The organism is Fictibacillus terranigra (assembly GCF_030412265.1).
Lineage (GTDB): Bacteria > Bacillota > Bacilli > Bacillales > Fictibacillaceae > Fictibacillus_C > Fictibacillus_C terrinigri.
The window spans coordinates 921,757-935,243 of the sequence record NZ_JAUHLN010000002.1 but is presented as its reverse complement, the minus strand read 5'-3'; the positions used below and the strand labels follow the sequence as shown (position 1 = coordinate 935,243).

17 protein-coding genes and 1 riboswitch are annotated in these 13,487 nt (G+C 44.3%); of the genes, 13 read left to right on the top strand and 4 right to left on the bottom strand.

Features of this window, described 5'->3' with window-relative positions; genetic code table 11:
* The first annotated feature begins 110 nt into the window (after positions 1 to 110).
* Complete coding sequence (locus tag QYF49_RS12690) at positions 111 to 974, top strand: DUF4349 domain-containing protein (RefSeq protein WP_290399951.1); 864 nt, start codon at positions 111 to 113, stop codon at positions 972 to 974.
* A 13-nt stretch (positions 975 to 987) separates the two neighbouring features.
* On the opposite strand, the gene QYF49_RS12685 is transcribed toward QYF49_RS12690, so the two are convergent.
* Positions 988 to 1,218 (bottom strand): IDEAL domain-containing protein, encoded by a 231-nt coding sequence (locus QYF49_RS12685; protein ID WP_290399950.1) that lies wholly within the window; start codon positions 1,216 to 1,218, stop codon positions 988 to 990.
* 132 nt (positions 1,219 to 1,350) lie between these two features.
* Positions 1,351 to 1,584 carry a hypothetical protein gene (locus QYF49_RS12680; protein ID WP_290399949.1) on the bottom strand — a complete coding sequence of 78 codons (234 nt, stop codon included), beginning with the start codon at positions 1,582 to 1,584 and terminating at the stop codon, positions 1,351 to 1,353.
* A 156-nt stretch (positions 1,585 to 1,740) separates the two neighbouring features.
* Positions 1,741 to 1,844, top strand: a riboswitch (TPP riboswitch).
* Between the two features lie 137 nt (positions 1,845 to 1,981).
* Between QYF49_RS12680 and thiD the strand changes: the two genes are divergently transcribed.
* From thiD to QYF49_RS12640, 8 genes are all read left to right on the top strand, one after another.
* Positions 1,982 to 2,788 carry a bifunctional hydroxymethylpyrimidine kinase/phosphomethylpyrimidine kinase gene (gene thiD, locus QYF49_RS12675; RefSeq protein WP_290399948.1) on the top strand — a complete coding sequence of 269 codons (807 nt, stop codon included), beginning with the start codon at positions 1,982 to 1,984 and terminating at the stop codon, positions 2,786 to 2,788.
* Positions 2,785 to 3,606, top strand: coding sequence for a hydroxyethylthiazole kinase (gene thiM, locus QYF49_RS12670; protein ID WP_290399947.1), 822 nt, complete (start codon positions 2,785 to 2,787; stop codon positions 3,604 to 3,606). The genes thiD and thiM overlap by 4 nt, the downstream gene beginning before the upstream one ends.
* A 16-nt stretch (positions 3,607 to 3,622) precedes the next feature.
* Positions 3,623 to 4,261, top strand: a complete 639-nt coding sequence (gene thiE, locus QYF49_RS12665; RefSeq protein ID WP_290400440.1) for a thiamine phosphate synthase — start codon at positions 3,623 to 3,625, stop codon at positions 4,259 to 4,261.
* Positions 4,262 to 4,332: 71 nt separating this feature from the next.
* On the top strand, positions 4,333 to 4,575 hold the full coding sequence (locus tag QYF49_RS12660) for a hypothetical protein (protein WP_290399946.1): 243 nt from the start codon (positions 4,333 to 4,335) through the stop codon (positions 4,573 to 4,575).
* 115 nt (positions 4,576 to 4,690) lie between these two features.
* The gene (locus tag QYF49_RS12655) at positions 4,691 to 5,293 is read left to right on the top strand and encodes an ArsR/SmtB family transcription factor (protein WP_290399945.1); all 603 of its coding nucleotides are present in this window, start codon (positions 4,691 to 4,693) and stop codon (positions 5,291 to 5,293) included.
* On the top strand, positions 5,290 to 5,541 hold the full coding sequence (locus tag QYF49_RS12650; RefSeq protein WP_290399944.1) for a hypothetical protein: 252 nt from the start codon (positions 5,290 to 5,292) through the stop codon (positions 5,539 to 5,541). The genes QYF49_RS12655 and QYF49_RS12650 overlap by 4 nt, the downstream gene beginning before the upstream one ends.
* A gap of 24 nt (positions 5,542 to 5,565) precedes the next feature.
* Entirely contained in the window at positions 5,566 to 6,147 is a 582-nt protein-coding gene (gene clpP, locus QYF49_RS12645) for an ATP-dependent Clp endopeptidase proteolytic subunit ClpP (protein ID WP_290399943.1), read from the top strand.
* Positions 6,148 to 6,264: 117 nt separating this feature from the next.
* Positions 6,265 to 7,497 (top strand): MFS transporter, encoded by a 1,233-nt coding sequence (locus QYF49_RS12640; protein ID WP_290399942.1) that lies wholly within the window; start codon positions 6,265 to 6,267, stop codon positions 7,495 to 7,497.
* A gap of 76 nt (positions 7,498 to 7,573) precedes the next feature.
* On the opposite strand, the gene QYF49_RS12635 is transcribed toward QYF49_RS12640, so the two are convergent.
* Positions 7,574 to 7,801, bottom strand: a complete 228-nt coding sequence (locus QYF49_RS12635; RefSeq protein WP_290399941.1) for a hypothetical protein — start codon at positions 7,799 to 7,801, stop codon at positions 7,574 to 7,576.
* A 276-nt stretch (positions 7,802 to 8,077) separates the two neighbouring features.
* Between QYF49_RS12635 and QYF49_RS12630 the strand changes: the two genes are divergently transcribed.
* The 4 genes from QYF49_RS12630 to QYF49_RS12615 are packed head-to-tail and all read left to right on the top strand — an operon-like array spanning position 8,078 to position 11,884.
* Positions 8,078 to 8,803, top strand: coding sequence for a ThuA domain-containing protein (locus tag QYF49_RS12630; protein ID WP_290399940.1), 726 nt, complete (start codon positions 8,078 to 8,080; stop codon positions 8,801 to 8,803).
* Between the two features lie 17 nt (positions 8,804 to 8,820).
* The gene (locus tag QYF49_RS12625) at positions 8,821 to 9,858 is read left to right on the top strand and encodes a Gfo/Idh/MocA family protein (protein ID WP_290399939.1); all 1,038 of its coding nucleotides are present in this window, start codon (positions 8,821 to 8,823) and stop codon (positions 9,856 to 9,858) included.
* Positions 9,855 to 10,919: a Gfo/Idh/MocA family protein gene (locus QYF49_RS12620; protein WP_290399938.1), complete on the top strand. Its 1,065-nt coding sequence runs from the start codon at positions 9,855 to 9,857 to the stop codon at positions 10,917 to 10,919. The genes QYF49_RS12625 and QYF49_RS12620 overlap by 4 nt, the downstream gene beginning before the upstream one ends.
* A complete protein-coding gene (locus QYF49_RS12615) occupies positions 10,916 to 11,884 on the top strand; it encodes a sugar phosphate isomerase/epimerase family protein (RefSeq protein WP_290399937.1) in 969 nt (322 codons plus the stop codon). The genes QYF49_RS12620 and QYF49_RS12615 overlap by 4 nt, the downstream gene beginning before the upstream one ends.
* A gap of 83 nt (positions 11,885 to 11,967) precedes the next feature.
* Here QYF49_RS12615 and QYF49_RS12610 read toward each other — a convergent pair whose 3' ends face one another.
* Positions 11,968 to 13,371 carry a LysM peptidoglycan-binding domain-containing protein gene (locus tag QYF49_RS12610; RefSeq protein ID WP_290399936.1) on the bottom strand — a complete coding sequence of 468 codons (1,404 nt, stop codon included), beginning with the start codon at positions 13,369 to 13,371 and terminating at the stop codon, positions 11,968 to 11,970.
* Positions 13,372 to 13,487: the final 116 nt, after the last annotated feature.

The window sequence follows — 13,487 nt, the reverse complement described above, 5'->3', positions numbered from 1 at the left end:
TCACTTTGTAAATACTAGCATATTTGCGTGATATTGCAACTCTTTGACATGAGTTTTCCATTTATTGAAACTGTCAGGCCGGTTTAGTCGTCTATTGTTAAAAGGGGGATATGATGATGATAAAAAAGAGAAATAGGAAATTCAGCGCTTTCTGCCTGTTACTCGTTCTTTTTTTGGCTTCCTGCAGCAGTATGGGAGAAAGCACTTCAGAGAAGGCATCTGAAGGAGGAAGCTCTTCCATCGCCATGAAAAAGGATAGGTCAGAAACTAAAAAGTCTGATACCCAAAAGCAAAAGATGATCTACACGAGTCAGGTTACGATAACGGTTCAAAACTTTAAGAAGGCCCGGAGCGATGTGGAACAGCTAGCAAACAAGATGGGCGGCTACATCGTTGAAAGTGAAACCTTATCAGAAGAAGGAGGGCATAGCGGAGGTTATTTAAAAGTAAGGATTCCACAGGATCGTTTTTTTGCGTTTACACGTAAAGCCGGGGCATTAAGCACGGGCAGTCCTGAAGAGGTGATCAACGGTCGAGACGTTACAGAGGAATATACAGACCTGGAAGCACAGCTGAAAGCAAAGCGGCTCGTCCGAGCCCGTTTGGAAAACTTTATGAAAAATGCAGAAAAAACAGAGGACCTCCTTCACATTTCAAAGGAACTTGCTGGTGTGCAGGAACAAATCGAAAAGATTCAGGGCAGAATGAACTTTTTAAACAATCAAAGCGAACTTTCAACGGTAACGGTTCATTTTGAGGTGAAGAATGAAGGCACATACAATAAACAGCTGAATACGTGGGCCAAAGCCAAGGCTTTATTGAAAGAGACATGGAATGGGATGCTTCATGCGGTTTCTTATCTCATTATTGCTCTTATCGGATTATCACCGGTTATCATTCTCTTAGCGGCAATAGCAGGGGTATGGGTTTACTCAAAAAGAAAAAAGCGTGCAAAAAAAGAAACCAAACCATAAAAGGTCTGGTTTCTTATCCTAGAAATTTAATGTATTCGTCGGTTAATTTCATAAAGAGTTTTTCATCCCGTTTTTCCAGGGCTTCATCTATTTGCTGTTTATAACGTTTCATCTGATGGGCGTGCAGCGACTCATCAAGGATCATCTGAGCAACCATATTAAAAGCGAACGGGTCATTTTTCTTCTGAAGCTTATATTTCACAAGATCGTTCATGTCTTTATTATACGATGTGTTGTCTTTCATGCTCTATTCCTCCTTGAATTTTTTTGCAAAAGCTTGTTGGATTGAAAGCTGATGCGTTTATGGGTTTTTACTAGTATACTTATCAATACAGATAATAGCAACTATTTAATTCTGAAAATTTAGATTTATCCACTATTCAAAGTTTAAATCATCCATAACTTCATCAACGGAATGGAATTTTTTGCTGTCCAGCTGTTCACCGCCTTCCATATCAAATACTCTTAATTGGAAAACATCTTCTGTAGGGATATATTTGACTTCAACAGGGTTCGTGTAATTTTTTGAGAAACGGCCTTCGGATTGTGAATGGCTGTAAACATCTTCAGGGTTCTGTTTTAATTGCTCTAGTTTTTCTCTTATATTCATTGGCGTTCTCTCCCTCCAGGTTTTCTATCGGGTGTTATATAAATAATGCCCGTATCGATTTGTTTTTAAACACAGCAGCCCAACTTTTCGACAAATCCTATCCTCCGTTTGACGCTTCAGCCGCTGTCATATAGGATAGAAGTAACATCATACATCGTAAACCACTAGGGGAGCTTTGATTTAAAGCTGAGAAAAGATATCTTTGACCCTTTGAACCTGATCCGGTTAAAACCGGCGGAGGGAAGTGGCTTAAACCAAAATGAGCATACACTTCGTTTAAGCCGCCTTCTCTTCTGGAAGGCGGCTTTTTACCGCTCAAAGGGGTCCTGGTCCAGCTGCATGCATGTGGACTAGGCTGAAATCAAGCTTCATAAGTGGTGAAAGGAGTTCTTGACTTATGCTGAATACACCAAAAGCTTTGACGATAGCAGGTTCAGATTCAGGAGGCGGAGCCGGCATCCAGGCAGATTTAAAGACTTTTCAGGAATTGGGAGCTTATGGCATGTCTGTGATTACAGCCATTACCGCTCAAAATACATTAGGTGTTCAAGGGATCCATCCTGTGCCTGTTGAAATGGTCATGAAACAGTTAAAAAGTATTGAAGACGACCTGCGTCCCGAGGCACTCAAAACAGGTATGCTTTTCAGTGCGGAAATTATAGAAGCAGTTGCAGCGCATCTACGGAAGCATGGCTGGAAAAACGTCGTTGTAGATCCCGTAATGATTGCAAAAGGAGGAGCAGATCTTCTCCAGGAGGATGCAGTAGAAGCATTGAAAAAACATCTAATTCCACTGGCCACGATCCTGACTCCGAATATTCCTGAAGCGGAGCGATTAACTGGTAAAAGCATCTGCTCCAGGAAAGGCAGAGAGGATGCGGCCAAACTATTGCATGAATTAGGAGCGCGTATGATCGTGATTAAAGGCGGCCATCTCACTCTTGATAAAGCACCCGTTGATTTGTTCTACGATGGCGAGCATATGCATGAGCTGCAAGGGAGAAGAGTTGACACCCCCCAGACGCACGGAACAGGGTGCACGTTTGCCGCCGCAATAGCCGCTGAACTGGCACTGGGCAAGACGCCTTTACATGCGGTTCATACAGCAAAAACGTTTATTCAGGAAGCGATCAGTCATCCGCTCCATATTGGAAGCGGCCATGGACCGACTAACCATTGGGCATACAGGAGGAATCAAGCATGAACGAATTACGTCACCTTTTACAGGAGATCAGAAACCAAAAACCGTTGGTTCATCACATCACGAACCAGGTGACGATGAACTTTTTAGCGAACGGTATCCTTGCATCTGGCGGCAGCCCGATGATGGCTCATCACTATGAAGAAGCGGAAGAAGCTGTCATGGCTGCTGACGCATTGGTTTTGAACATTGGAACAATCGACCCGAGCCTGGTGAAAGCGATGGTGATCGCAGGAAAAAAGGCGAAGCAACTGGGTGTTCCTGTCATATTGGATCCCGTTGGGGCAGGATTGAGCAGGCTAAGGAAAGATGCGGTCCAAGAGCTGGTTGAACAGGTTTCTCCTGATGTTATTAGCGGGAACGCTGCAGAAATCGCATTCTTGATGAAAGGAGAGTGGGGCGGAAAAGGAGTTGACGGCGATTTGTCAGGAAACCATGAAGAGCTTGCACTGCACGCGGCCGCCAAGTTCGGCTCGGTCATTGCCATTACAGGGGAAAGAGATGCGGTGAGTGATGGCAAGGAACGCATAACCATTACCGGGGGACATGAAATTCTATCTTATGTCACTGGAACAGGCTGTTTTTCAACTTCTCTTATCGGTTTATTTTTGGCCAAATCATTGGAAACGAGCCTCTCGGCCTGTCAGAGAGCCGCAGGTGCCTTGTCGATGCTCGGAATCTGTGCCGAACGTGCACAAGCTGTATCAGCAGGCCCAGGTTCTTTTCAAACGGCATTGCTGGATGAACTGTTTCGATTGAAACCTGAAGATTTAAAGACAGCGGGAAGGTGGAGTTTAGGAGGTATACAGGGTGGAAAATGATAATCTAAAACAACGGATGAAGGTTTATTTTATTATGGGAAGCTTGAATTGCAAAGAGGCTCCTGAGCTTGTTTTGGAGAAAGCGCTAAAGGGTGGAGTCACGCTGTTTCAATACAGGGAGAAAGGAGAAGGTTGTCTTTCTTCTGCAGACAAAAAGGCATTGGCCCTTCAGTTGCAAAAAATTTGCCGGAAAAACCACGTTCCTTTTATTGTGAATGATGATCTTGACCTCATGATCAGTCTGAACGCGGATGGACTGCATGTAGGGCAGGAGGATGGAGACATCAGAGAGATACGCAGACGGATTCCTGATAAAATTCTTGGAGTTTCTGTTCATAATGCAGAAGAAGCACAAACGGCCGTACAGATCGGGGCTGATTATTTGGGAGTCGGCCCTATTTACGCTACAAGTACAAAGCTGGATACCCGTGATGTCATGGGTTTTTCAGTAGTGAAAGAATTGAGGGCAAAAGGAATTACAGCTCCAATTGTGGGTATTGGCGGCATTAAAGAAGAAAATGCATTTGACGTTGTTGAAGCCGGGGCAGACGGAGTTTCTGTCATAACTGCCATCAGCCATCATGAGGATCCCGAGAGAGCGGCAAGAGGATTGCTGCAGCAGGTGGAGGAGGCATACAAAGAAAGACTCGTATAGGAAAAAAGGATGGGCACCGAATAAAGAATTTCTTCGTACAATACAAGAGTACGAAGGAAAGAGGTGCCACAATGAAAAAAAGAAATAAGACATGGGTCTATTCTGAAATGGTCCTGCTGTCCGTGGGTTTTTTGCTTGCTCTTTGGAATGGCATGTACATTAACAGCCCTGCCTTGTTGTTCGGAATCCTAGCGGCGGTATTCTTGTTTCGGGCCATCGAACGATATTATTTTAAATTTAAAGCAGAGTTTTTTTTCAATACAGTTATGGTGGTCATCTTTATCGTACTGGCCGCTATACCTCTGATGAAATAACAGAAGCATGAGCTTCTGTTATTTTTTTGTTTAACATTTGAAAAGTTTGACAAAGATAAGCCTATCGTAATAAGATAATTTTACGTAAAATAAAATTTTTAAGTGAGGTGAACCAGTGAAAAAGAAGGCATCCATCGAAGAGACTTATCTTGTAACGCTGCCTGAGCAGGCTGCCGCATTGCTTCATCCCATTCGTTCCGAGCTGCTGAGTGCTCTAAAAGAACCGGCTTCAGCCACAGAAATAGCAAAACAGCTTAATGAGACTCCGCAGAAGATTAATTACCATCTTAAAGCTCTCGAGAAAGTAGGCCTTGTTTTCAGGGCAGGAACGAGGAATGTGAGAAATTTGGTAGAAGTATTGTATCAAGCGGTTGCTAAAACATTAATTTTTTCTGATTCACTAGGGCTATCACCGGAAGCTTCACAAAAATTAAAAGATCAGCATGCGTTGGCCCATGTTCTATCCCTAACGGAAACGATGAAGAAAGATGCGCTTCAGCTTATGGAGCGAGCAGAGGATCAGCAAATTCCGAGCGCCGTTCTGCAATCGACGGTTTCCTTATCGAATGAAGAGGAGCGCAACCAGTTCATCAATGAATATTTCTCACTGCTTCAACAGCTTGTTGGTAAATATCAATCCGGAAAGAAAGAGCAAGGCGAAGACTTTCAAGTGTCTATCGCTGTTTATCCAAAACCTGAGGGAGGAATTGAAGGATGAATGAAGTAAAAAAGCACCCTTCCATCGCCTGGGAAAAGAGCAGTAAGCCGGCTGGCCGAGAGGAAAAGGTTATTTCTTTAAAGGAGAAGCGGGCTGAAAGGGAAGATTCCGGGCAAGAAGAACTTAAGACTGAAATCTCGATTGAAAATGAAGAAAAAAAACCGGCAAAAGTGATTTATATTACGTCCGGATTTGGAAAAATAGCATCAGCTGGCGCGGCTTCCACCCCGATCTGCCAAGCTGCATAATCATTCAATAGGAGGAATATAAAAATGAATTTAGTCCCAATGGTAGTAGAAACAACCAACCGCGGGGAGCGTTCCTACGACATTTATTCCAGGCTTTTGAAAGACCGTATTATCATTATTGGAAGTGCTATTGATGATAATGTAGCCAATTCGGTTGTAGCTCAGCTGCTGTTTCTCGCTGCTGAAGATCCGGATAAAGATATTTCCATCTATATTAATTCTCCAGGAGGATCGGTTACCGCTGGATTGGCCATCTATGACACCATGCAGTTTATCAAGCCTGCTGTTTCCACCATCTGCATCGGTATGGCTGCTTCCATGGGTGCCATTCTTCTGGTTGGGGGGGCAGAGGGCAAGCGGTTTGCCTTGCCGAACGCAGAGGTCATGATCCATCAGCCGCTTGGAGGAACACAAGGTCAGGCGGCAGACATGATCATACATGCCAAACGGATTATTCAAACGAGGGAAATTCTGAATAAGATCATTTCAGACCGTTCAGGACAGCCCCTTGAGCGGGTGGAAAAAGACACTGACCGTGATTACTTCATGACAGCTGAACAAGCGAAGGAATACGGAATTATCAACAATATCATCGAAAAGTTATAAACCGTTTTCCTCAAAAGAAAGAGCGCTGGCGCTCTTTCTTCTTTTTTGTCTGTAAAAATCCGTAAAAGAATGATAATCTTTAACATTATAAACCAATTAGAGAAAGAAGGATTTTTCATGGGTGCTGTTTCTATACAAAAAGAAGTCCCCACGTCAGCAACGATTTACAAGGTGCTTTTTGCAATCAGCTTCGTGCATTTGTTAAACGATGCAATGCAGGCGGTTATTCCGGCTATTTTTCCTATTCTGGAGAAGTCTATGAATCTGTCTTTTACTCAGCTGGGGTGGATCGCATTTGCACTGAACCTTACTTCCTCTGTTATGCAGCCTGTTGTTGGATGGTACACGGACAGGACGACATCACCGTTTTTGCTGCCGTTAGGGATGGCTTCTAGCTTGATTGGAATGATTGGCATTGCCTTTTCCAGTAACTTTACGTACATATTGCTATCGGTTACCCTGATTGGACTTGGGTCAGCCGTCTTCCATCCGGAAGGTTCACGTGTTGCCTATATGGCTGCTGGAAAGCGGAGGGGTCTCGCCCAATCCATCTATCAGGTGGGGGGCAACACAGGGAATTCCTTAGCCCCCGTCATGACAGCCCTTGTCTTTGTTCCTTTCGGCCAGTTTGGAGCCATATGGTTTACATCGGCTGCAGCCATGGCCATCATCGTCTTGGTTTTTGTATCTGGATGGTACCGGGCCCGTCTCGTAAATTTTCCCAGGGTTACGAAACAGTCGGCGAAGAAAGCCGCAAATCCAAAGCGGAAGAAACAAATTGCCTTTGCTGTTTGTCTGCTTGTATTTCTTGTTTTTGCACGATCCTGGTACTTCTCGGGAATTTCTAACTTCTATCAGTTTTATCTGATCGACGATTATGGCCTTTCTATCCGCCATGCACAGTATTATATTTTTGTTTTTCTGGCAGCCGGGGTTCTTGGAACATTTTTTGGAGGTCCTCTTGCTGACCGGCTTGGGAAGAGGAACATGATCTTCTGGTCGATGCTGGGTTCTGCTCCCCTAGCCCTTGTTCTGCCGAACGTTGGTTTATTTTGGATCTATCCCCTATTTTTTCTCCTTGGGTTTATTTTGATGACAAGTTTTTCAGTGACTGTTGTCTATGCCCAGGAACTGCTTCCCGGAAGAATCGGCATGGTTTCCGGTCTCATCGTCGGGCTTGCTTTCGGGATGGGAGCACTAGGTTCCGTTATTCTCGGCAACCTGGCAGATGCTTTCAGTGTCCGGTTTATTATGGTGATGATCAGTTTCTTTCCGATCGCCGGTGTACTTACGTTTCTGCTGCCGGGCGACCAGACCGTAAAAGCATGGGAGCAGGAAGCTGAGTTATGATAACACCAACCAGCATTAACATTAAAAAGCCGGCTCGCGCAGTAATCTGCCAGAGCCGGCTTTTTTTAAATCGTAATTAGCGTTCACCTTCGGGGGGATTCAGTTTTCTCTCTGATGACGAAGTGTTTTTCGTATCGTCTTTGTGTCTTTCCTCATTTTTTTCATCTTTTATATCCTCTAATGGAAGATCATCCGCGGGCATGACGAGCTGATCCCGTTCCAATTGGTTTTCCCGGCTCCGTTTAAACGCATTATCTTTGTCGTTTCGATCCAGCAATTCCTTTTGCTTTTTTTGGCTATCCATTGTGTGATTCTCTCCTTTGAAAATGAGTCTGTACAGTACTATAGCCTTTCTCATAATTTTGAAACCTGCATGGAAAAAGGGAGAAAGGAACATTTCCAAGAACATAAAATTTAAACATGCTGTATATTAACAATTGACAAACGGATAATGTGCCGTAAAATAAAGGTAAACGTTTACATTCTGAAAAGTAAAAAGGTTCTACCTCGTCAGATACGTAAACGTTTACCTACTAACTTGAAGAAGTTATTTATACATAAATAAAAGGAGTGGAACGGAATGAAGGTAACCATCTGGAATGAAAACCGTCATGAAAAAAATAATCCTGCTGTGCGTGCAGTATATCCGGAAGGAATTCATGGCGCTATCCAGCAATTTTTATCAAATGCAGGAGTGGACGCTGAAACGGCAACACTTGATCAGCCAGAACATGGATTAAACCAGCAGGTTCTTGATGAGACTGATGTTCTTGTCTGGTGGGGACACCTTGCCCACGGCGAAGTAAAAGAAGAAATAGTAGAACGTGTCTATCAGCGGGTTCTGGATGGTATGGGACTCATCGTCCTTCACTCTGGGCACTTCTCAAAGATCTTTAAAAAATTGATGGGTACTTCATGTGACTTAAAATGGCGTGAAGCGGATGAAAAGGAGCGGCTTTGGGTCGTTGATCCATCCCATCCGATTGTATCAGGAATCGGAGAATACATTGAACTCCCGCAAGAAGAAATGTATGGAGAGCATTTTGACATCCCGGCTCCAGATGAACTCGTATTCGTCAGCTGGTTTGAAGGAGGAGAAGTTTTCCGGAGCGGGTGCACCTACAAACGCGGAAAAGGAAAAATCTTTTACTTCCGCCCCGGGCACGAAACGTACCCCACCTATCATAATGCTGATGTACAAAAGGTTATATTAAATGCCGTTGAATGGGCAAAACCGGCAGGAAGCGATAAACCGGTATATGGAAACGCTAAACCGCTTGAAGCTATTGCTGCCAATCAAAAATAAGAGGAGTGGAAGACAGGATGATTAAAGTAGGAGTCATTGGATGTGGAAGCATCGCTCAGCACAGACATTTACCAGAGTACAAAAATAATACACAAACAATCATTGCGGCAGTTTGTGACATTAATCATGAGAGAGCAGATCATATTGCCAAAGAATACGGCGCAAAAGCGTATTATTCATATGAAGATCTCCTTAATGACCCTGAGGTTGAAGCCGTCAGTGTTTGTACACCGAATTTCCTTCATGCCCCCATTTCCATTGCTGCATTGAACAGCGGTAAACATGTTTTATGTGAGAAGCCAATGGCAACTTCCCTGGAGGAAGCCGAACAAATGATTCTGGCCAGTGAGAAGAACGGGAAAAAATTAATGATTGCTCATAATCAGCGCTTTGTCCGGTCTCATGAGAAAGCGAAAGAACTGATTGCAGCTGGGGATTTAGGCAGAATCTACAGCTTTAGAACTGCATTCGGGCATCCCGGACCTGAAACCTGGAGTGCAGATGGAACGGACAGCTGGTTTTTCAAAAAAGAAAAAGCATTCATCGGAGCTATGGGAGACCTTGGTGTTCATAAAACAGATTTACTCCGTTTCATTCTAGGAGAAGAAATCGATGAAGTAGCAGCTTTTGTGGAAACGTCTTCAAAGAAAAACGCCACGGTGGATGATACAGCGGTCTGTATTTTAAAAACAGCAAGCGGCGTGATCGGAACACTGGCGGCGAGCTGGTCCTATGTGTCGAAGGAGGACAACTCTACCATTATCTATGGTGAGAAAGGCATTCTGCGTCTGGAGGAGAGCCCGGAATATTCATTGATCGCTCAATACAAAGACGGCTCTACAGTCAATTATTCTCTCGGTCAGATTCAAACCAATGATTCCGGCGGTCAAAATGATTCGCGTGTCATTTCGAGATTTGCAGAGTGCATCCTTAAGGATACCGAACCTGCTGTTTCCGGAGAAGAAGGAAAACGGTCTCTCGCAGTTATTATCGGTGCATTAAAAGCAAGCGAAACGAAAAAGACGGTAAGTCTGAAAAACGAGGTGCTGGCATGAATTTGCTTAAAGTAGGCTTGATTGGTGTCGGAGGAATCGCTGAAGGAAGGCATATTCCAGCCATTCAAAATTTAGCTGAAAAAGCAGTGATTACGGGAGTAAGCGATATAAATGTTCATCGCGCACAACAAATGGCAGAGAAGTATGATATTCCGTCAGTTTACGAGAACTATCATGAGATGCTTCCTCATATTGATGCGGTGATCATATCCACGCCTAACAAGTTTCATGCAGAAATTGCGGTAGCCGCACTAAAGGCCGGTGTCCACGTTTTATGTGAAAAACCGATGGCGCTTTCAACTGAGGAATGCGACAGGATGATTCAGGCTTCAAAAGAATCAGGTAAAATCCTTTCCATCGCTTACCATTATCGTTTTATGAAAAATGCACAAGCTGCCAAAAAGGTGATGATCGAAGGAGAGATCGGTGAACCACTTGTGATCAGAACCCAAGGGCTAAGAAGAAGAAAAGTTCCAGGCTGGGGCGTCTTTACTAACAAAGAGCTGCAGGGAGGGGGGAGTTTAATCGATTATGGCTGCCATCTGCTGGATTTGTCTTTATGGCTCATGGGCAATCCTGTTCCGGTAGAAGTCATGGGGTCTCAGTATAACCTGTTAAGCCGGATGCCTGATCAGGTAAACTTATGGGGTGAATTTGACCATGAATCGTTTGATGTGGACGACCACGTAACAGGCTATATCCGTTTTGAAAACGGAGCCTCTCTATTATTGGAAACTTCTTGGTCTGCGAATATCAAGGATGATGTGGAAAATGTCAGCATATCTGGTGAAAAAGGCGGGCTGGATGTTTTTCCTTTTCATTTAAATCAAGCCAAACACGGTATGCTTCTTAATTCCGATGCATCTTTTATACCCGGGGATGAAAATCCTGGAAACCCACAGGCGGAAAATTTTGTGGACAGTTGTCTTGGCCTTGCTGAGCAAGTGGTCAAGCCTGAGGAGGCGAGAATGGTCTCCATGCTGATCGAAGCAATCTATGAGAGCAGCCTTACGGGGAGCAGCGTTAAAGTTAATCATAGAAAGGAAGTGGAGACTCAATGAAATTAGGAGTTTTTACAGTATTATTTTCAGAGATGCCATTTGAACAAATGCTCGATCATGTAAAGAGAGCCGGTGTGAAAGCGGTAGAGATCGGGACTGGCAATTACCCGGGAAACGCACATTGCAACCTGGATGAACTTTTGGATAGTGAAGAGAAACGAAAGAATTTTCTCCATCACGTGGAATCTCGGGATCTAACGATCAGCGCGCTAAGCTGTCATGGCAATCCACTCTCTCCGGATCAAGAGTTTGCTCGCCAGTCACATGACACGTACGTAAAAACCGTTGATTTGGCCAGCTTGCTCGGTGTGCCTGTCGTCAATTGCTTTTCAGGCGTGCCTGGGGATCATGAGGGAGCAAAATACCCAAACTGGCCGGTCACCCCTTGGCCGAACGAATATGGGGACATCTTAAAGTGGCAGTGGGAAGAAAAATTGATTCCTTACTGGCGGGAGTGGGGACAGTATGCCAAGGAAAAGAATGTGAAAATCGGGTTGGAACTCCATGGCGGATTTCTCGTTCATACCCCTTACACGTTGTTAAAGCTTCGTGAAGAAACATGCGACGCCATCGGTGCCAATCTTGATCCCAGCCATTTATGGTGGCAGGGAATCGATCCAGTAGCAGCTATTAAAATACTAGGCAAAGAAAATGCGATCCACCATTTTCATGCGAAAGACACTTATATCGATCAGGACAATGTGAACTTATACGGTCTTACAGACATGCAGCCTTATGGCGAAGTGAAATCTCGGGCATGGAGTTTCCGTTCAGTAGGATGCGGCCACAGTGTTCAGGAATGGTCAGATATGATTAGTGCCCTTCGAACGTATGGCTATGATTATGTCGTCAGTATTGAACATGAGGATCCCCTCATGTCGATCAATGAAGGGTTCGCACGTGCCGTAAAAAATTTGAATGATGTGATTATTGAAGAAACACCTGCAGACATGTGGTGGGTGTAGAAATGCAAAAAACAGCGCGGCGCTAAAACGCCTCGCTGTTTTTTTATGAAACATCTCAGCTTCCTATATGTGATGAAAGACTCCTAGTATTTTTTCGGCTTTATTTCATTTTGCAGGACGTACCAGTTTTGAGGGAATGCTGGCCCAAGGAGCCAATAGCTGATGCCTCTTAAATGATAACGTTTGGCTGCGGTGTATTTTGCCTGGACGCTTCGCGCATCTTCAAACCAGACTACATGCTGTGTTCTATTCTCATCGTAATAATAGTAAAAAGGAGATTGAGCCTTCTCGTCATATTGAATCGATGCTCCGTAACGGCGCGCGCGGTCCACGGCTTCCTGAGGGGAGACGGTCTGGGCATTTGTTCCTTGAACAAACGGAAGCTTCCAATCATAGCCGTACAGTGGAACACCCATGACCAGCTTGTTTGCCGGGATTTCTGTCAATGCATATTCCAGGACTTTTTTTACTTCACTTAATGGTGCAACCGCCATCGGTTTGCCGCCGCTCCATCCCCATTCATAAGTCATCACAATCACAAAATCTACAATTTCACCATGTGCCCGATAATCATGTGCCTCATAAAGAATTCCTTTTTGCTCAGCGCTGAGCTTTGGAGCCAAGGCTGTAGAAGTGATAAACCCGAGTGGTTTAAATAACGAGACAGTACGGCGCAGAAACTGATTGTATGCTTCTTTCTCGCTGGGGCTGATGTATTCGAAATCAAAATTAACGCCTTTATATCCTTTTGACCTTAAGGTTGTCAGGATGGTGTTAAGCAATTTCGTCTGTATATTGGTATTTGATAGAACAGCGCTTATTAGCTCAGTACTGAATGTCCCGTTCTGAAAATTGGTCACAACCATTAAAGGGGAGATGCTTTCTGCTTTTGCTGCAGGCAGAACAGCCTCGTCCTTTGGAGGGTTAAGTGTCCCGTCCTTATTGATGGTGTAGCTGAATGGAGTAAGATACGTCAGGTAATGGCCTTTTGAATGAATTTCCCTTTGGATGGCGGGGGTGTAGCTGCTGATGTAGGCATTGATTTCTTTTATGGGCCGCTCGAAAGGAATAGTCAACTTTTGACCAGGATAAATCTTGTAACCCGAAGATAGATTATTCTCTTCAGCTATTCCGTTGATGGTTGCACCGTATTTTATGGAAATCATATATAGACTATCTCCAGGATGGACGACATGTACGGGTATGATGAGCTCTTGGCCGATGTAAAGATAGGACGACTTTTCAAGATTGTTTCGGTCTACAATGGCTTGAACCGAAGTATCCCATCGGCCGGCAATTAAGTACAAGGTATCCCCTTGCTGAACGCGATACCGGAGAAAGGGTGGAGAAATCACAAGTGCCTGACCGATAACCAATGAGTTGGGATCTCGAACGTCGTTTTCGCTCATGATGACTTGAAGCTCTACACCATAGTGATGGGCAATGCCCCATAGGCTGTCACCCCGCTGAACCACATGGATGTGCATATCTACACCCCCCCATAATTTGTCTCTACTTAATGTATTAGAAGAGTCCTAACATTATCACAGTTAAAAAGTGGAGTGATAGAGGGGAGACAAAAAAACGCATGGAAAAACCCGGC